13 protein-coding genes, 1 pseudogene and 2 riboswitches are annotated in these 17,670 nt (G+C 68.2%); of the genes and pseudogenes, 8 read left to right on the top strand and 6 right to left on the bottom strand.

Features of this window, described 5'->3' with window-relative positions; all coding sequences use genetic code 11:
- Positions 1-124 precede the first annotated feature (124 nt).
- From OHT51_RS12970 to gcvT, 6 genes and pseudogenes are all read right to left on the bottom strand, one after another.
- A pseudogene (locus OHT51_RS12970) lies at positions 125-1,111 on the bottom strand (site-specific integrase); the annotation flags it as partial.
- 40 nt (positions 1,112-1,151) lie between these two features.
- A complete protein-coding gene (locus tag OHT51_RS12965; RefSeq protein WP_328879072.1) occupies positions 1,152-3,197 on the bottom strand; it encodes a hypothetical protein in 2,046 nt (681 codons plus the stop codon).
- Between the two features lie 413 nt (positions 3,198-3,610).
- Positions 3,611-4,978 carry an L-serine ammonia-lyase gene (locus tag OHT51_RS12960; protein WP_328879071.1) on the bottom strand — a complete coding sequence of 456 codons (1,368 nt, stop codon included), beginning with the start codon at positions 4,976-4,978 and terminating at the stop codon, positions 3,611-3,613.
- 84 nt (positions 4,979-5,062) lie between these two features.
- The gene (gene glyA / locus OHT51_RS12955) at positions 5,063-6,337 is read right to left on the bottom strand and encodes a serine hydroxymethyltransferase (protein WP_328879070.1); all 1,275 of its coding nucleotides are present in this window, start codon (positions 6,335-6,337) and stop codon (positions 5,063-5,065) included.
- A gap of 15 nt (positions 6,338-6,352) precedes the next feature.
- Complete coding sequence (gcvH, locus tag OHT51_RS12950) at positions 6,353-6,730, bottom strand: glycine cleavage system protein GcvH (protein ID WP_328879069.1); 378 nt, start codon at positions 6,728-6,730, stop codon at positions 6,353-6,355.
- Positions 6,731-6,851: 121 nt separating this feature from the next.
- Entirely contained in the window at positions 6,852-7,973 is a 1,122-nt protein-coding gene (gene gcvT, locus OHT51_RS12945; protein ID WP_328879068.1) for a glycine cleavage system aminomethyltransferase GcvT, read from the bottom strand.
- Positions 7,974-8,048: 75 nt separating this feature from the next.
- Positions 8,049-8,172: riboswitch (glycine riboswitch) on the bottom strand.
- A riboswitch (glycine riboswitch) is annotated at positions 8,173-8,271 on the bottom strand.
- 168 nt (positions 8,272-8,439) lie between these two features.
- On the opposite strand from gcvT, the gene OHT51_RS12940 reads away from it, so the two are divergent.
- The 8 genes from OHT51_RS12940 to OHT51_RS12905 all read left to right on the top strand — a co-directional run bounded on the left by OHT51_RS12940 (position 8,440) and on the right by OHT51_RS12905 (position 17,666).
- Positions 8,440-9,114 carry an AAA family ATPase gene (locus tag OHT51_RS12940; protein ID WP_328879067.1) on the top strand — a complete coding sequence of 225 codons (675 nt, stop codon included), beginning with the start codon at positions 8,440-8,442 and terminating at the stop codon, positions 9,112-9,114.
- A gap of 81 nt (positions 9,115-9,195) precedes the next feature.
- The gene (locus tag OHT51_RS12935; RefSeq protein ID WP_328879066.1) at positions 9,196-9,996 is read left to right on the top strand and encodes an enhanced serine sensitivity protein SseB; all 801 of its coding nucleotides are present in this window, start codon (positions 9,196-9,198) and stop codon (positions 9,994-9,996) included.
- Positions 9,997-10,176: 180 nt separating this feature from the next.
- Complete coding sequence (locus tag OHT51_RS12930) at positions 10,177-10,977, top strand: enhanced serine sensitivity protein SseB C-terminal domain-containing protein (RefSeq protein ID WP_328879065.1); 801 nt, start codon at positions 10,177-10,179, stop codon at positions 10,975-10,977.
- Positions 10,978-11,339: 362 nt separating this feature from the next.
- Positions 11,340-12,338 (top strand): ABC transporter permease, encoded by a 999-nt coding sequence (locus OHT51_RS12925; RefSeq protein WP_328879064.1) that lies wholly within the window; start codon positions 11,340-11,342, stop codon positions 12,336-12,338.
- A 56-nt stretch (positions 12,339-12,394) separates the two neighbouring features.
- Positions 12,395-14,146, top strand: a complete 1,752-nt coding sequence (locus tag OHT51_RS12920; protein ID WP_443052468.1) for an ABC transporter substrate-binding protein — start codon at positions 12,395-12,397, stop codon at positions 14,144-14,146.
- Between the two features lie 69 nt (positions 14,147-14,215).
- Positions 14,216-15,223, top strand: coding sequence for an ABC transporter permease (locus OHT51_RS12915; protein WP_328879062.1), 1,008 nt, complete (start codon positions 14,216-14,218; stop codon positions 15,221-15,223).
- The gene (locus tag OHT51_RS12910) at positions 15,220-16,317 is read left to right on the top strand and encodes an ABC transporter ATP-binding protein (protein ID WP_328879061.1); all 1,098 of its coding nucleotides are present in this window, start codon (positions 15,220-15,222) and stop codon (positions 16,315-16,317) included. The genes OHT51_RS12915 and OHT51_RS12910 overlap by 4 nt, the downstream gene beginning before the upstream one ends.
- On the top strand, positions 16,314-17,666 hold the full coding sequence (locus OHT51_RS12905) for a dipeptide ABC transporter ATP-binding protein (RefSeq protein ID WP_443052467.1): 1,353 nt from the start codon (positions 16,314-16,316) through the stop codon (positions 17,664-17,666). The genes OHT51_RS12910 and OHT51_RS12905 overlap by 4 nt, the downstream gene beginning before the upstream one ends.
- Positions 17,667-17,670: the final 4 nt, after the last annotated feature.

The following is a 17,670-nucleotide window of genomic DNA, read 5'->3' as shown; positions in this document are numbered from 1 at the left end:
GTGCTGAGCAGGCCCGCCAGAACGTCAGTGGCGGGTTTCTCACCACAGGATCAGCAGCGTGACCGCCCCGCTGCCGAGTCTCCACGCGACCGGCTGCTGACCGGGGCTCCTCTTCATCGCTCACTCAGGCGGAGCACTCCTCGTCTGCCCCCTTGGCCTTCTGGGGCGGAGTCATCCTCGGCCTGCGGCTGAGGGCCGCAGCCTCGGTGTCCTTGACTACCGTGAAGGGCTTCCGGGGCCGGGGCACGAGTTGCACGACCTTCTCGGCGGCGTCGCGGGCGAGATCGTCCAGGACAGCCTGGTAGATGTCGCGGGTGATACGGGTGATACGGGTGTCCGAGTGCCCGAGGGTCTCGGAGACGACCTTGATGTCGACTCCGGCCGCGAGCATGAGTGTGGCGGAGACGTGGCGCAGGTCGTGGAGCCGGATCGGAGGCAGGCCGGCAGCGGCGACCAGACGCTCGAAGAGGTCGGAGACCTTGCCGGGGTGGAGAAGAGAACCGTTCTCCTGGGTGAAGATGCGGCCGGTGTCCTGCCATCCATCGCCCCACGCCTCCCGTTCCTGCTCCTGGCCGGCCTTGTGCCTGAGCAGGACCTGATGCGTCTCGTCGTCGAGGGCGATCAGACGGATGCCGCTGTCGGTCTTGGGGGCACCTTCGTGGATCTCCCAGCCGTCCTGGACGAGTTGGGTGGCGATGGCCAGGGACTGCGCGACGGCCGAGTGACCCACCCAGCGGACGCCACAAGCCTCGCCGCGTCGTGTTCCCCGGAAAGCGATGAGCCGCCACAGCGGATACAGCCGGTCCTTGGCGACGAAGTCGAGGAACTGACCGGTCTGTTCGGGTGTCCAGACCATGACCGAGTAGGGCCTCTCGCCCGTCTCCTGCCAGTGGGCGATCCGCTCCTCGGTCCAGATGAGGGCCTTCGGCTTGGTTCCGGGCAGCAACTCGACGTGGGCGGCCGGGTTGAAGGCGGGCATCACCTGCTGGGCGATAGCGACGTTCAGCGCGGCCCGCAGGGTGTCGCGGATATGCGGTTGGGTGTTGAGGCCGGTGATGCGCCGGAACGGCGGCATGGCGTCGAGCTGCGTCTGCAGCCACTTGCGACGGGCCCAGCTGAAGCGTGATTTGAGCCCGACCGTGTCGGGGATCTCAGACGGCAGAGTCGTTGAACCCTGTGATCCATGGGAGGTGAGCTGGCCCATGCCTCCGCAGGGCCCGATACGCCGGCACGAACTCGCGCACAAGTGCGAAGGGGGGAGCGCCCTTCAACCGGTGGCACTCTCCGGCAAGGACTTCAGCGAAGGCCAGCAACTTGCGGTTGGCTGCTCCCTCCATCAGGTGTGCTGCCGCCTTGGCGCCGACGCTGATCAGCTTCGTGGTGCTGATCAACTCGTCCTTGGCGGCTGAATCCCCGTGTGCAAGAGCAGGCGACAAGCGGTCTCGTTCTCCGAGCACGTGGGCAGCTGCCAGGCAGAGGACCGTCGACGTTGTTGTCTCGGCGGGTTCGCCCGCATTGGTCATGGCATTCACCAGCAGGGGGAAAGCGGCGAAAGGCAGGGGGTCGGCAATGTCCCAGAGGGGCTCCGCGACCTGGAGCCCGGCATGTGTTCCCGTACGGTCCACGTGCAGCAGAGGCCGGTCGGGAGAGGCCTGACGTAGTTCCCAGCGCTCGACGCTCGGGTCCGCGATGGCGGCCCTGAGGATCGCACGAAACGCCTCTCTCAGGCTCTCAACGGAGACGTCGGGCACGTCCAGCCGCACGAGACTGCCATGGCGCCGGATGTCCAGCACCGGGAATCTGGCTTCTCCTGCTGCCTGGAGTATGGAGAGGTCTCGGCCGACGTAGTTCGAGTCCTCTGCGCCCCGGATGACCAGCGATGCGTTCTGTGCGTAGGCCACGGCGACCCCGTGCTCGAACCCGCGGCAAATGGCGCGAGCGCGGAGCGCGGCGTCCAGTACCTCGTCGAGATCGGTTCGCCGTCCGCCCAAGAGGAGCGTGCCGTTGACAGGGTCCCAGCGGAAGTCCTCGTGGGCGTTCGCGTTGCGCCACTCGGAGCGGATCGTCGAGGCAAGCAACTTGCACAGTGGCTGACCCTCTTGAGCTGCCAGCAGATCCCGGACGGTGGCGAGCGAGGCCCCCTGCGGAACCGTCCTTCCCAGCAGCTCCAGTACCACAACAGCCGTGCGCCTGACGTCTGCTTCCAGCACGGCCCGGTGCAGGTCCATGACCGCCCGCGCCTTTTCTTCCTGGTACTCCTCCTCGTAGTAAGCGTCGAGGTAGGCGATCTGTCCCCGATGGGCGGACACCATCTCCGGTTCTCGAGCGACGTGTCGTGCCATCACTGAACATGCCAGTTCCGGATCGGACTTCAGATGGGACGTCACCAGGTCACGTCCCAGGAGGGCAGCGCGGTGCGTTACCAAGGGGCGATCGGAGATCGCTAGGACGGCAAGGTGATGGAGAAGTATCACCGTTAGGGGCAGCGAGTCATCGATTAGATGTCTCATGCTCCGGCGCAGCCGATGATCGAGCATCTGCGGGGCTTCCGCCCAAGCGGCCAGGAGGCGGGCCCGCGACGCCACACCCGACCCGGGACCCACTTGCTCGGCCGACACCCCGAGCGTTCGCTGGTAGACGTCCTCGTAAGGAAGGCCGGCGGGAGCAGTCCTGGCGGCAGCTTCCAGAGTTCGCCCGGCCGCCTGAGCCGCGAGAGCATACTTCCGTACTGCAGACCAAGCGGACTCCGCCCATCCCTGTTCCAGGCAGGCGAACAGCGCCTGAACCTCGTTCTGATTCGCTCGCGCCAGGTCAGTCGCCAACCGTCGCTCTGCCGCGCTGGTACGGGACGGACTGAACCGGGACACCTCTTCTGCGGCAGCACCCACAGCAACAACCGACGCGTGGAGACTCCGCAACAACTCCGGAAGCCGCTTTCCGATGGTTCGGCCAGAAGCGGTCCGCAGGCGCAGGGTCTCCGTAACCTTCTCGTCGGTCTTCCGCTGAAGCCCGGACAGGTCGGCTTCCCTCAGCACTGTCTTCCATTGCGCGCGGGTCACCGGTACAAAGGCGACCTCCTGCTGACCCGTGATCTGCTCAGGAAGCGCGGAGAGATTCAGCTTTCGGATCACTTCTCGCGCAGCCGCGCAGGACTCTCGTTCAACTGTGCCCAGTTGGTCGGGAAGAGATACGTCCACCAGCACAGCATGACACCGGTACCCGGCTTGAAGCGTGATGTTTCCCAGCGCCTATCGGTGCCCTCGAACGACGGTGATGCTGAGGGCCCGCCGCCTGTGTTGGCAGGTCTTCGTGCGCGCGATGCGCGAGCGGATGGTGAGGCACAGACATCGACGCCGAAGTCTGCACCCCAGCACCGCAGGGGACATCACCTGCGCCGCTTGCACTTCCTGAGGCACGTCCAAGAGCGTGAGGTCGGCCACGACGTCGACCGTACCCAACCACGGTGAGCGGGTTCGGCAGGGACATCCCAGGGACTTTTCAGGGACTTTCACGTCTGTCCCAGGGAGCTTCCAGGGACTTTCCGCTGCGTAAGCAAGGAAGGCCCTGACAGCGCTGAAAGAAGCGAACGCGCAGGTCAGGGCCCACCCCGTCAGCACTCGATGATGTTGACCGCCAGCCCGCCCCGCGCCGTCTCCTTGTACTTCACGGACATGTCGGCGCCCGTGTCCTTCATGGTCTTGATGACCTTGTCCAGGGACACCTTGTGCGAGCCGTCCCCGCGCATGGCCATCCGCGCCGCCGTGACCGCCTTCACGGCGGCCATGCCGTTGCGCTCGATGCACGGGATCTGGACGAGGCCGCCGACCGGGTCGCAGGTCAGGCCGAGGTTGTGCTCCATGCCGATCTCGGCGGCGTTCTCGACCTGCTCCGGGGAGCCGCCGAGCACCTCCGCGAGCGCGCCCGCCGCCATCGAGCAGGCCGAGCCGACCTCGCCCTGGCAGCCGACCTCGGCGCCGGAGATGGACGCGTTCTCCTTGAAGAGCATGCCGATCGCGCCGGCGGCCAGCATGAAGCGGACCACGCCCTCCTCGTCCGCACCGGGCACGAAGTTGATGTAGTAGTGCAGGACGGCCGGGATGATGCCCGCCGCGCCGTTCGTCGGGGCGGTCACGACCCGGCCGCCCGCCGCGTTCTCCTCGTTCACGGCCATCGCGTAGAGCGTGATCCACTCCATGGCGAGCGCCTTCGGGTCGCCCTCGGAGCGCAGCTTGCGGGCCGTGTTCGCGGCGCGGCGGCGGACCTTCAGGCCGCCCGGCAGGATGCCCTCCCGCGACATCCCCCGCGACACGCACTCCCGCATCACCTGCCAGATCTCCAGCAGGCCCGCGCGGATCTCCTCCTCCGTGCGCCAGGCCCGCTCGTTCTCCAGCATCAGCGCGGAGATCGACAGACCCGTCTCCTGCGTCAGCCGCAGCAGCTCGTCGCCTGTGCGGAAGGGGTACTTCAGGACCGTGTCGTCCAGCTTGATGCGGTCCGCGCCGACCGCCTCCTCGTCGACGACGAAGCCGCCGCCCACCGAGTAGTACGTCTTGGCGAGCAGCTCCCCGCCGGACGCGTCGTACGCCCACAGCGTCATGCCGTTCGCGTGGTAGGGCAGTGCCTTGCGGCGGTGCAGGACCAGGTCCTCGTCGAAGGAGAACGGGATGTCGCGCTCACCGAGCAGCCGCAGCCGGCCCTCACTCTTGATCGCCTCCACCCGCTCGTCCGCCGTCTCCACGTCCACCGTGCGCGGCGAGGCGTCCTCCAGGCCGAGCAGCACCGCCTTCGGGGTGCCGTGTCCATGGCCGGTCGCGCCAAGGGAGCCGTACAGCTCGGCCCGTACGGACGCGACGGAGTCCACCAGACCCTCATTGCGCAGCCGACGGGCGAACATGCGTGCCGCGCGCATCGGACCGACCGTGTGGGAGCTGGACGGGCCGATGCCGATCGAGAACAGGTCGAAGACCGAGATGGCCACGGGGGACTCCTCAATACGGGGTGGAACAGGGGCGTGGGGCGTCCCGCTCACCTACGAGTGTGCGGGACACCCCACAAAAAGGAACTACTTGTTCAGACCGGGGTACAGCGGGTGCTTGTCCGCGAGCGCCTTGACCCGGGCCTTCAGCGCGTCCGCGTCGTAGGACGGCTTCAGCGCCGCGGCGATGACGTCCGCGACCTCGGCGAAGTCCTCGGCCGTGAAGCCGCGGGTGGCCAGGGCGGGCGTGCCGATGCGCAGACCCGAGGTCACCATCGGCGGGCGCGGGTCGTTCGGGACGGCGTTGCGGTTGACCGTGATGCCGACCTCGTGGAGACGGTCCTCGGCCTGCTGCCCGTCCAGCTCCGACTCACGCAGATCCACGAGGATCAGGTGCACGTCGGTGCCGCCGGACAGCACGTTCACGCCGGCCTCGCGGGCGTCGGCGGCGGTCAGACGGTCGGCGAGGATCCGCGCACCCTCGACCGTACGGCGCTGGCGCTCCTTGAAGTCCTCGCTCGCGGCGACCTTGAAGGAGACCGCCTTGGCCGCGATCACGTGCTCCAGGGGACCGCCCTGGAAGCCCGGGAAGACGGACGAGTTCAGCTTCTTCGCGAAGTCCTTCTTCGCGAGGATGATGCCGCCGCGCGGGCCGCCGAGCGTCTTGTGCGTGGTGGAGGTGACCACGTCCGCGTGCTCGACCGGGTTCGGGTGCAGCCCGGCCGCGACCAGACCGGCGAAGTGCGCCATGTCGACCCACAGGTACGCCTCGACCTGGTCGGCGATCCGGCGGAACTCGGCGAAGTCCAGCTTCCGCGGGTACGCCGACCAGCCGGCGATGATCACCTTCGGGCGGTGCTCCTTGGCGAGCCGCTCGACCTCGGCCATGTCGACCAGGCCGGTCTCGGTGTCCACGTGGTACGGGACCACCTTGAACTGCTTGCCGGAGAAGTTCAGCCGCATCCCGTGCGTGAGGTGGCCGCCGTGGGCCAGGTCCAGGCCCAGGATGGTGTCGCCGGGCTGGGCCAGCGCGAACAGGGCGGCCTGGTTGGCGGAGGCGCCCGAGTGCGGCTGGACGTTGGCGTACTCGGCGCCGAACAGCTCCTTGACCCGGTCGATGGCGATCTGCTCGGCGACGTCGACGTGCTCGCAGCCGCCGTAGTAGCGGCGGCCCGGGTAGCCCTCGGCGTACTTGTTCGTGGCGACCGAGCCCTGCGCCTCCATGACCGCGACCGGCGCGAAGTTCTCGGAGGCGATCATCTCAAGGGTGGACTGCTGGCGCTCCAGCTCGGCGTCGAGCGCGGCGGCGATCGCCGGGTCGAGCTCGTGCAGGGGCGTGTTCAGAAGCGACTTGTCAGACATAAGGGGTGTAACTCCTCAGCCGGCGGTGTGGGCGACGTACTCATCGGCGGAGAGCAGGTCGGCCGGCTCCTCCGTGATGCGCACCTTGAACAGCCAGCCGCCCTCGAAGGGGGCCGAGTTCACCAGTGCCGGGTCGTTCACGACGTCCTCGTTGATCTCGGTGACCTCGCCGGTGACCGGGGAGTACAGGTCCGACACCGACTTGGTCGACTCCAGCTCGCCGCAGGTGTCACCCGCGGTCACGGTCGAGCCGACCTCGGGGAGCTGGGCGTAGACGACATCGCCGAGCGCGTTGGCCGCGAACTCGGTGATGCCGACCGTCGAGACGCCGTCCTCGGCGGTCGACAGCCACTCGTGCTCCTTGCTGTAGCGCAGCTGCTGGAAGTTGCTCATGGCCTGAATTCTCCTGTACGCGCGGGAGTGGTGATGAAGGGGGGACCGCTGGAAACGTGCGTGAGCAGCGCAAATGTGGGCAGGCTCACGCATGGGCCGCTGCCAGTCTCTACTTCTGGAGCTACTTCTGCCGCTTGTAGAAGGGCAGCGCCACGACCTCGTACGGCTCGTGGCTGCCGCGGATGTCCACGCCGACCCCGGCCGTGCCCGGCGCGGAGTGCGCCGCGTCGACGTACGCCATCGCGATGGGCTTGCCCAGCGTGGGAGAGGGTGCACCGGAGGTGACCTCGCCGATCACCTCGCCGCCCGCGACGACCGGGTACCCGGCACGCGGGACGCGACGCCCCTCGGCGATCAGGCCGACCAGGACGCGCGGCGGGTTCTGCGAGGCACGGTCGGCGGCCTCGGCGAGCGCCTCGCGCCCGACGAAGTCGCCCTCCTTCTCGAACTTCACCACCCGGCCGAGCCCGGCGTCGAAGGGTGTGAGGGACGTGGTCAGCTCGTGGCCGTACAGCGGCATGCCCGCCTCCAGCCGCAGCGTGTCCCGGCAGGACAGGCCGCACGGGATCAGGCCGACGCCCTCGCCCGCCTTGGTCAGCGCCTGCCACAGCTCCACGGCGTGCTCCGGCTTCACGAACAGCTCGAAGCCGTCCTCGCCGGTGTAGCCGGTGCGCGCGATGAGGGCGGGGACACCGGCGACGGTGCCGGGCAGGCCAGCGTAGTACTTCAGGCCGTCCAGGTCGGCGTCCGTGAGGGACTTGAGGATGCCGGGGGACTGCGGGCCCTGCACGGCGAGCAGGGCGTACGCGTCCCGGTCGTCACGGACCTCGGCGTCGAAGCCGGCGGCCCGCTCGGTCAGCGCGTCCAGCACGACCTGGGCGTTGGAGGCGTTGGCGACGACCATGTACTCGGTCTCGGCGAGCCGGTAGACGATCAGGTCGTCCAGGATGCCGCCGTCGGCCCGGCAGATCATGGTGTAGCGGGCGCGGCCGACGCCGACGGAGGCGATGTTGCCGACCAGGGCGTGGTTCAGGAGCGCCGCCGCGGCGGGGCCGGTGACGGTGATCTCGCCCATGTGGGAGAGATCGAAGAGCCCGGCCTGGGTACGCACGGCGTTGTGCTCGTCGCGCTCGGAGCCGTAGCGCAGGGGCATGTCCCAGCCGGCGAAGTCGGTCATCGTCGCGCCGAGCGAGCGATGCAGGGCATCGAGCGCGGTGTGACGGAGTTCTTCTGTACTGCTCATCGGACGGTTTTCTCCCAAGGCGATGGGGGTACCTCCCGCGCGAGTTCATTCGAGCGTGGGGGAGGGCGAGGTCGTTCCTCCCCATCTGTCATCGGAACCTGAGAGGTTCGCCATGACCGGCGAGGGCCAGGTCACGGCTTGCACCTTGGGTGGAGTCACGCCTCTTCGACGAAAAGGGGGACTCGCTTTTCAGATGTGCCTCGCCCGCGCGGTAACGGTGCCTGAGAGATTCAAGGGAGGGACTTGCTCCTTCGGCGCCCCAGCGATGCACTGCTGGGGACTCTCCCGCGCGGATTCAAACGGCCGGTATGCAGTTGGCGCGGACATCATTGCACGCCTGGCTCGTCTACGGCAGGCCACGTCTGTAACGGGGTTGTGGCAGGAAGTGAACGAAAATGCGAGAGATCATCCATTACCTTCTCTTTACGCTCAGTGGGGATGGGGAATCCTGAACCGGAGGAGGACGATGACGGTGAAGCGCACCACGGCGTACGCCACGACGTCGGGCATCGCGCTGCCCAAGCAGCCCGCGGCCCCGGCCGTCGAGGCAAAGGGCACGCGCGTCGCACCGGTGGTCCGTGACCTCCGCGAGCGCTCCGGCCACAGCCCGCACGCGCTGCTCTTCGGCCCCGAGGACCTCGTCGTGATCACGGGGCTGCCCGGCAGCGGCAAGTCCACGCTGATGCGACGGACGGTGAAGGGCGCCCGCATCGACTCCCAGGACACCCGGGACCGCTGGGACGCCCGCATGCCCGGCTTCCTGCCCTACGCCGTCTACCGCCCCCTGGTCCGTCTCGCGCACTACGCCGGCCTGCGCCGCGCCGTGCGCTCCGGCAAGGGCGTCGTCGTGCACGACTGCGGGACGCAGGCCTGGGTGCGCGCCTGGCTGGCCCGCGAGGCCCGCCGCCACGGCGGCACCCTGCACCTGCTGCTGCTCGACGTCGACCCGGACACGGCCCTGGAGGGCCAGCGCGAGCGCGGCCGCGGCGTCTCGCGGTACGCCTTCCTGCGCCACCGCAGGGCCGCGGCCCACCTGCTGCGCTCGGTGGAGAAGGGCCAGCTGCCCCCGGGATGCGGGTCGGCGGTGCTGATCGACCGGGAGGCGGCGGGCGTACTGCGCCGGATCGGGTTCACGGGCTGACCGGCCGAGGCCCTGTACATGACGGCCACCCGCTAGCCTTTTGAGCCACAGCAGCGGTTCACAGCAGGCGGTTGAGAGTAGATGGACTTCCCAGCGGAACTCCCCGCGGACTTCCCGGCAGGGGCACACCTCCACTCCCACGGCGGGTGGCCCGGCAACGAACTGGAGGAGGTGCTCTCGGCCTCCCTCGGCCTTCCCTCGGCCGGGGGCCGGATCATCGAGGTACTGGGCCGCAGCTTCGTCTGGGTGCCCCTGCCCGCCGGCGGCGGCCCGTCCAGCGGCCCGCTGGACCTGCCGACGGTGGAGATCGAGGGCCAGGCGTACGTGCCGGTCTTCAGCTCCGAGGAACAGTTCCGCCAGGTCGTCGGCTCCCACATGTCGTACACCATCGCCCCCGCGGTGGAGTTCGCCCGTGGTCTGCCGCCGCAGGTGGGCATCGCCGTCAACCCCGACGGCGTGGTCGGCGTGCCGCTGCCCCCGGCCGCGGTGGCCGAGCTCTGCCGTGTGGGCCGCACCCCGCTGGACGGCCTCACTTCCGGGGGCCGCGTCAAGCTCTACGAGCCCGACTGGCAGGACGACCCGATCGACTTCCTGGCGGTGGCGTCGGCCGAGTTCGCCGAAACCGGTGTGGTCACGACGGCCCGCCGCTGCCTCGCGTCGATCGAGACGGCCACCCCGGTGATGTTCATCGGCGTGGAACTCTCCCTCTGGGAGGGCGACTTGCGCGCAATCCCCATGGACGCCCTGGCCCGGGCCCTCGGCCGCGCCCCGGTCCCGTGGCCGGTCAACCTGGTCCTGCTGGACGTGGCCGAGGACCCGGTGATCGCCTGGATGCGCCGGCAGGTGCGCCCCTTCTACCAGCGTGACTTGCAGCGTCCCTGAGGGGCAGCGCCCCTCCAGGGGCGCGGGGCTGTATCGAAGTGGGCTCCGCCGCGTGGGCGCGACAAGCCACATGTGACCCGCAGTCCGCAGACCACAATAGGTCCCGAGCTCTCCCCGGCTCTCCCGGCGGAGCGCCTAAGCTGGGCCACAAAGCCATGTTTCCCGAAGGGGCGGTAAAAGGTGAGCGCGAGCGGCACCACCTCGACCGGACAGGTCGAGCACATGCTGCGCCAGGTGACGCCCGGGCGCTACGACGCCTACGAGGCCCTCCTGCGCGCCCTCGCGACCCCGTCCTCCGGCCAGGTCTGGATGCTGCTGTGGCACGGCCAGGGCGGCTCCCCGGACGCCCAGTACGGAAACATGGAGGTCGAAGGCTACGGCTATGCCCCGTGCGTCACCTCCGCCCAGGAACTGTCGGCCAGCGGCTGGAACCGCAGCTACGAAGTCGTCGACGGAGTCGACGTGGCCCGCACCCTCTACCCGGACCACTACGGCCTCTGGCTCAACCCGCACGCCCCGGGCGGCGGCGTCGGCATCCCGTGGCTCGACCTGCGCCGCATCGCCACCGGCCTGGACCGCCAGCCCGCCGGCCCGCTTCGCCTGTCGGAACCCGGCATCGAGGTCCCGCAGTTCTACGCCCTCCTCGCGCAGAACGCCCACCGCACCCCGGCGGTCCGCTCGCTGCGCCGCGCCTGGGTGCAGCCGGCGCTCGGTGCGCCGTATCTCGCCATCGGGCTCGACGTGTACGACACCAGCCCGCCCGCGGTCGACTCGGTGCGCTCGATGATGTCGCAGTCGATCGGCGCGGTCCCCGACGGGCTGCCCGTCTCGACCGTGGCGATGTCCGACGAGGACGACCCGGTCGCCATGTGGATGAGAGCGAGCGCCCGCCCGTTCTACGACCGCGAGGCACACGTCGCCGCCCCCGCGCAGGCACCGGCGGCCGGCTACGGCTACCCACCGGCACAGGGCCGTTACTGATCATTCATCGGCTAACCTGCTGATCGGTCAGCAACCCGACTGTCGTAGGTGCAAAGGGTCAGCGACTGCGGTTTCCCAGGTCGATCTCCGCGCGTAGATGCAATCGGAAGGTCCCGGTCCGCCCTCATACGCCCCAACTGGCCCCCGTCCGGCGGTCGATACCCACTGTTCGGATAACGGAACCCCTCAGACAGCATCACGGTTGCGCATCCTTTCCCCGTCAGCTCTGGCAACAGATCGCCAAAGCGTTGAAGACTCCCGGCAAGACACGGGCCGGTCGGTCCTGTGTACGAGTGGAAGCAACCGCTACAGCGGCAGCCAGGGGGGTCGGCAACCGCCGGCCGAGAGGGGTCAATCTCACTGTGACCGCACCGATCGAGACAACCGGAGCGGAGGCCGGAGCGCAGCCCGAGGCCGTTCTCGCCGGCGTCGAGAAGAGCCAGATCGAGGGGCGTTCCCTCGGCCAGATCGCCTGGTCCCGGTTCAAGAAGGACAAGGTGGCCGTGGCCGGCGGGGTCATCGTGATCCTGCTGATCCTGCTCGCGATCCTCTCCCGCCCCATTCAGGCGATGTTCGGCCTGGACCCCAACGCCCTGAACCAGGATCTGATCGACCCCAACACGTCGCTGCCCAAGGGTGACTTCGGCGGCATGAGCTGGGAGCACCCGCTCGGTGTGGAGCCGAAGTTCGGCCGGGACATCGCCACCCGCATCCTGGAGGGCTCCTGGGTCTCGCTGGTCGTCGCCTTCGGCGCCACGATCCTGTCCAACACGATCGGCGCCGTCCTCGGCGTCGTGGCCGGCTACTACGGCGGACGTGTCGACACGATCATCAGCCGCCTGATGGACACCTTCCTGGCGTTCCCTCTCCTGCTGTTCGCGATCGCCATCTCCGCCACCCTGCAGGGCGGTGCCTTCGGCCTGGAAGGCCTGCCGCTGCACATCGGCGTGCTGATCTTCGTCATCGGCTTCTTCAACTGGCCCTACCTGGGCCGCATTGTCCGGGGCCAGACACTGGCCCTGCGCGAGCGGGAGTTCGTCGACGCCTCCCGGGGGATGGGGGCCAAGGGGCCGTACATCCTCTTCCGGGAGCTGCTGCCGAACCTCGTGGGCCCGATCATCGTCTACTCGACGCTGCTCATCCCGACCAACATCCTGTTCGAGGCGTCCCTGAGCTTCCTGGGCGTCGGCATCCAGCCCCCGCAGGCTTCGTGGGGCGGCATGATCAACCAGGCGGTCGACTACTACCAGGTCGACCCGCAGTTCATGATCGTGCCTGGTCTCGCCATCTTCGTGACCGTCCTGGCGTTCAACCTGCTCGGCGACGGTCTCCGTGACGCTCTCGACCCGCGCAGCCGCTGACCTGCGGCCGCAGCGAGAGTCCCAAAATTCCAACAATGGAGGGGAAGCAGACCATCATGCGAAGGTCAGCGCTGGCCGCGGTAGCGGCCATCGGCAGTGCGAGCTTGCTGCTTTCGGCTTGCAGCAAGGCCGATGACAACTCGGACAACAACGGAAACAAGTCGGCTGGGGCCAACGCAGCGACCAAGGGTGTCGTCAACGCCTCCACCCAGAAGGGTGGGACGGTCACGTACGAGTACTCGGACGTCCCGGACTCCTTCGACCCCGGCAACACGTACTACGCGTACATGTACAACCTCAGCCGGCTCTACGCGCGCCCGCTGATGACCTTCAAGCCCGGCGCGGGCGAGGAGGGCAACACGCTGGTCCCGGACCTCGCCGAGAGCGCGGGCGTGCCCAGCGACGGCGGCAAGACGTGGACGTACAAGCTGCGTTCGGGCCTGAAGTACCAGGACGGCACGCCGATCACCTCGAAGGACGTCAAGTACGCCGTCGCGCGCTCCAACTTCGCGCGTGACGTGCTCTCCCTCGGGCCGAACTACTTCCAGCAGTTCCTCGAGGGCGGCGACAAGTACAAGGGTCCGTACAAGGACAAGAGCGCCGAGGGCCTGAAGTCCATCGAGACGCCGGACGACACCACGGTCGTCTTCAAGCTCAACCGTGCCTTCCAGGAGTTCGACTACCTGGTGGCGACGCCGCAGACGGCACCGGTGCCCCAGGCCAAGGACAAGGGCATCGACTACGTCAAGAGCATCGTGTCCTCGGGCTCGTACCAGTTCGAGAGCTACGAGGAGGGCAAGCAGGCCGTCCTCGTCCGCAACAAGAACTGGGACCCGAAGACGGACCCGCTGCGCAAGCAGTACCCGGACAAGATCGTCGTCAAGCTCAAGGTCAACGCCGAGACGATCGACCAGGACGTCCAGTCCGGTGACGCGATCGACCTCGGTGGTACCGGCGTCCAGGCCGCGACGCAGGCGAAGGTCGTCAACAGCGCCGACCTGAAGGCCAACACCGACAACACCTACGGTGGCCGCCTGGTCTACATGGCGATCAACACCCAGGTCGCGCCGTTCGACAAGGTCGAGTGCCGCAAGGCCGTCCAGTACGCCATCGACAAGGTCTCCGTGCAGACCGCCGAGGGCGGCCCGATCCGCGGTGACATCGCGACCACCGTCCTTCCGCCGGACATCCCGGGCTACAAGAAGGCGGACGTCTACGCGACCGCCGGCAACAAGGGCGACGCGGCCAAGGCCAAGGAGCAGCTGAAGGCCTGCGGCAAGTCGACCATCACCACCAACATCTCGGCGCGCAGCGACCGTCCGCAGGAGATCGACGCGGCCACCGCGATCATCGCCTCGCTGAAGAAGGTCGGCATCAACGCCAGCCTGAAGCAGTACCCGTCGGGCAAGTACTTCACCGACTACGCGGGTGTGCCGGCGTTCGACAAGAAGCAGAACATCGGTCTGCACATGATGCAGTGGGGTGCCGACTGGCCGGGTGGCTACGGCTTCCTGCAGCAGATCCTGCACGGTGACGCGATCGGCGCCTCGGGCAACACCAACCTCTCGTACATCGATGACAAGCAGATCAACGAGATGCTGGAGAAGGCCATCGCCACCGAGGACGAGGCCCAGCGCAACAGCATGTACGCCGAGATCGACAAGCGTGCAATGGACCAGGCTGTCCTCGTCCCGCTGACCTACTTCAAGGTCCTGCTGTACCGCCCCGCCAACTTCACCAACCTGGTGTCCACGGCGGCCTTCAGCGGTCAGTACGACTACCTCAACATCGGCACGACCAAGAAGTAGCCCCGGAAGGCAGGTGAAGGCTTTGGTGCCCGCGGGCTCAGCAGCCCGCGGGCACCAGCGCCGGTCCCCGTGATCTCGTACATCCTCCGTCGGACCCTGGCGGCAGTGATCCTGCTGCTGGTCGTCACCGCGGTCACCTTCGCGATCTTCTTCCTGCTGCCACGGATGGCCGGCCAGACCGCCGACCAGCTGGCGCAGCAGTACATCGGAAAGAGCCCGACGAAGGCCGACATCGCCGCGGTCAAGCAGAACCTCGGTCTGGACCAGCCCCTGTATGTCCAGTACTGGCACTTCATCAAGGGGATCGTGGCCGGCGCCACCTATGACCTGGGCCCCACCACGACGCAGTGCAACGCGCCGTGCTTCGGCTACTCCTTCAAGAACCACGTCGAGGTGTGGCCGCAGCTCACCTCGCGCCTTCCGGTGACCATCTCGCTGGCCGGCGGCGCCGCCGTGCTGTGGCTGGTGTCCGGTGTGCTGATCGGCGTGATCTCCGCGCTCAAGCCCCGCAGCTTCTTCGACCGCACGTTCATGGGCGTCGCGCTCGCCGGTGTCTCGCTGCCCATGTTCTTCACGGGCAACCTGGCGCTGCTCCTCTTCACCTTCCAATGGCCGATCTTCGGCCGAACCTACGTACCGTTCACCGAGAATCCGGCGCAATGGGCGAACACGCTCTTCCCCGCCTGGTGCTCGCTGGCCCTGCTGTACTCCGCCATCTACGCGCGGCTCACCCGCTCGGGCATGCTGGAGACGATGAACGAGGACTTCATCCGCACGGCCCGCGCCAAGGGTCTGCGCGAGCGCAAGGTCGTGGCCCGGCACGGGCTGCGGGCCGCGCTGACCCCGATCATCACCGTTTTCGGTATGGACCTGGGTCTGTTGCTCGGCGGCGCCGTGATCACCGAGACCGTGTTCTCGCTGCCCGGCATCGGCCAGTACGCGGTGCAGGGCATCACCGACAACGACCTGCCCCCGATCCTCGGCGTCACCCTGCTGGCCGCCTTCTTCGTCGTGATCGCAAATCTCCTGGTGGATCTGCTCTACGCTGCCGCCGACCCGCGCGTGAGGCTCTCGTGACCGAACTCTCCAAGACCGGTGCCGCCGTGGGCGAGCCGACGAGCTCACCCTCGAACGGTTCCGACGCCTTCCTCTCGGTCCGCGACCTCAAGGTGCACTTCCCCACCGACGACGGCCTGGTCAAGTCCGTCGACGGGCTCACCTTCCAGGTGGAGAAGGGCAAGACCCTCTGCATCGTGGGCGAGTCGGGCTCCGGCAAGTCCGTCACCTCGCTGGCGATCATGGGCCTGCACCGGCTCGGGGCACGCGGCAAGAACGTCCAGATGTCCGGCGAGATCTGGCTCGGCGGCAAGGAGCTGATCTCCGCCGAGCCGGACGAGGTGCGCCGGCTGCGCGGTCGCGAGATGGCGATGATCTTCCAGGATCCGCTGTCCGCGATGCACCCGTACTACACGATCGGCAACCAGATCGTGGAGGCCTACCGGGTCCACCACGACGTCAACAAGAAGACCGCGCGCAAGCGGGCCGTCGAGATGCTCGACCGGGTCGGCATCCCCGAGCCCGGCAAGCGCGTCGACAGCTACCCGCACGAGTTCTCCGGCGGTATGCGCCAGCGTGCGATGATCGCCATGGCACTGGTCAACAACCCCGAACTGCTCATCGCGGACGAGCCGACGACCGCCCTCGACGTGACCGTTCAGGCGCAGATCCTCGACCTCATCCGGGACCTGCAGAAGGAGTTCGGCTCCGCGGTCGTCCTCATCACCCACGACCTCGGCGTGGTCGCCGAGATCGCCGACGACGTTCTGGTGATGTACGGCGGCCGGTGCGTGGAGCGAGGCAGCGTCGACGACGTCTTCGAGCGGCCGCAACACCCGTACACCTGGGGCCTGCTCGGCTCGATGCCGCGCATCGACCGCGAGACCTCCGAACGGCTCATCCCCGTCAAGGGGCAGCCGCCGAGCCTCATCAACGTCCCCTCGGGCTGCGCCTTCCATCCCCGCTGCCCGTACGCGGACATCCCCAAGGGCGATGTCACCCGTACCGTGCGCCCGGAGCTCCAGCCGGTCGGCAGTGGACACTTCTCCGCCTGCCACCTCTCGGCGGAGGACCGTACGCGGATCTGGACCGAAGAGATTGCGCCGAAGCTGTGAGTGAGACGAAGAAAACGGACGAGGCCAAGACGGGCGCGGCGAAACCGGGCGCGGCCACGGTCCCCGCCCAGGGCTCCGCTCCCGACGAGCGTGAGGTGCTGCTCAAGGTCGAGGGCCTGCAGAAGCACTTCCCGATCCGTAAGGGCGTCCTCCAGCGTCAGGTCGGCGCGGTCAAGGCGGTCGACGGCATCGACTTCGAGGTGCGCAAGGGCGAGACCCTCGGCGTGGTCGGCGAGTCCGGCTGCGGCAAGTCGACCATGGGCCGGGTCATCACGCGGCTCCAGGACCCGACGGGCGGCTCGATCCACTTCGAGGGCCAGGACATCACGCGGCTGAGCACGGCCGGGATGCGTCCGCTGCGGCGGGACATCCAGATGATCTTCCAGGACCCCTACGGCTCCCTGAACCCCCGGCACACCATCGGCGGCATCGTCTCGGCGCCGTTCCGGCTCCAGGGCGTCGAGCCCGAGGGCGGGGTGAAGAAGGAGGTCCAGCGGCTCCTGGAGCTGGTGGGTCTGAGCCCCGAGCACTACAACCGCTACCCGCACGAGTTCTCCGGCGGTCAGCGCCAGCGCATCGGCATCGCCCGGGCACTCGCCCTGAAGCCGAAGCTGGTCGTGGCGGACGAGCCGGTGTCCGCGCTGGACGTGTCGATCCAGGCCCAGGTCGTGAACCTGATGGACGACCTCCAGGAGGAGCTCGGCCTCACGTACGTGATCATCGCCCACGACCTGTCCGTCGTACGGCACGTCTCGGACCGGATCGCGGTGATGTACCTCGGCAAGATCGTCGAGCTCGCCGATCGCACCTCGCTGTACGAGGCGCCGATGCACCCGTACACCAAGGCCCTGATGTCGGCCGTGCCGGTGCCGGACCCCAAGCGCCGGGGCGCCAAGAGCGAGCGCATCCTGCTGCGTGGCGACGTGCCCTCGCCGATCTCCCCGCCGAGCGGCTGCCGTTTCCACACGCGGTGCTGGAAGGCGACGGAGATCTGCCGGACGGCGGAGCCGCCGCTGCTGGAGCTGAGGCCCGGCCAGCGGGTGGCCTGCCACCACCCGGAGAACTTCGCGGACCAGCAGCCGCAGGACACGGTGCTGCTGAGCGTGGCCAAGGAGGCCGCGGAGCTGGTGCCGACGGGGGATGCCCCGGACGCTCCGGTTTCCAAGGCGGCGCCCGCTGACACTCCGGTTTCCAAGGGGACGCCGGCGGCGGCTGCGGCTTCCGAGGAGACACCGGCGGACGAGGCCCCTGAGGCTGAGGCCCCCGAGTCTGAGGCCCTGGAGTCTGAGGCCCCCGAGTCTGAGGCCTCCGCGGAGTCCGCTGCGGAAACTCCGGACGAAAAGAAGTAACCCA

The organism is Streptomyces sp. NBC_00299, assembly GCF_036173045.1.
Taxonomy (GTDB): Bacteria; Actinomycetota; Actinomycetes; order Streptomycetales; family Streptomycetaceae; genus Streptomyces; species Streptomyces machairae.
The sequence above is the reverse complement of the archived record's forward strand: the minus strand, read 5'-3'. Positions and strand labels throughout refer to the sequence as shown.

What these genes read in the sequence shown, in the direction of transcription:
- glyA (WP_328879070.1), bottom strand. Translation starts at nt 6,337, where the DNA reads ATGTCTGACAAGTCGCTTCTGAACACGCCCCTGCACGAGCTCGACCCG.
- gcvH (WP_328879069.1), bottom strand. Translation starts at nt 6,730, where the DNA reads ATGAGCAACTTCCAGCAGCTGCGCTACAGCAAGGAGCACGAGTGGCTG.
- gcvT (WP_328879068.1), bottom strand. Translation starts at nt 7,973, where the DNA reads ATGAGCAGTACAGAAGAACTCCGTCACACCGCGCTCGATGCCCTGCAT.
- OHT51_RS12940 (WP_328879067.1), top strand. Translation starts at nt 8,440, where the DNA reads ATGACGGTGAAGCGCACCACGGCGTACGCCACGACGTCGGGCATCGCG.
- OHT51_RS12935 (WP_328879066.1), top strand. Translation starts at nt 9,196, where the DNA reads ATGGACTTCCCAGCGGAACTCCCCGCGGACTTCCCGGCAGGGGCACAC.
- OHT51_RS12920 (WP_443052468.1), top strand. Translation starts at nt 12,395, where the DNA reads ATGCGAAGGTCAGCGCTGGCCGCGGTAGCGGCCATCGGCAGTGCGAGC.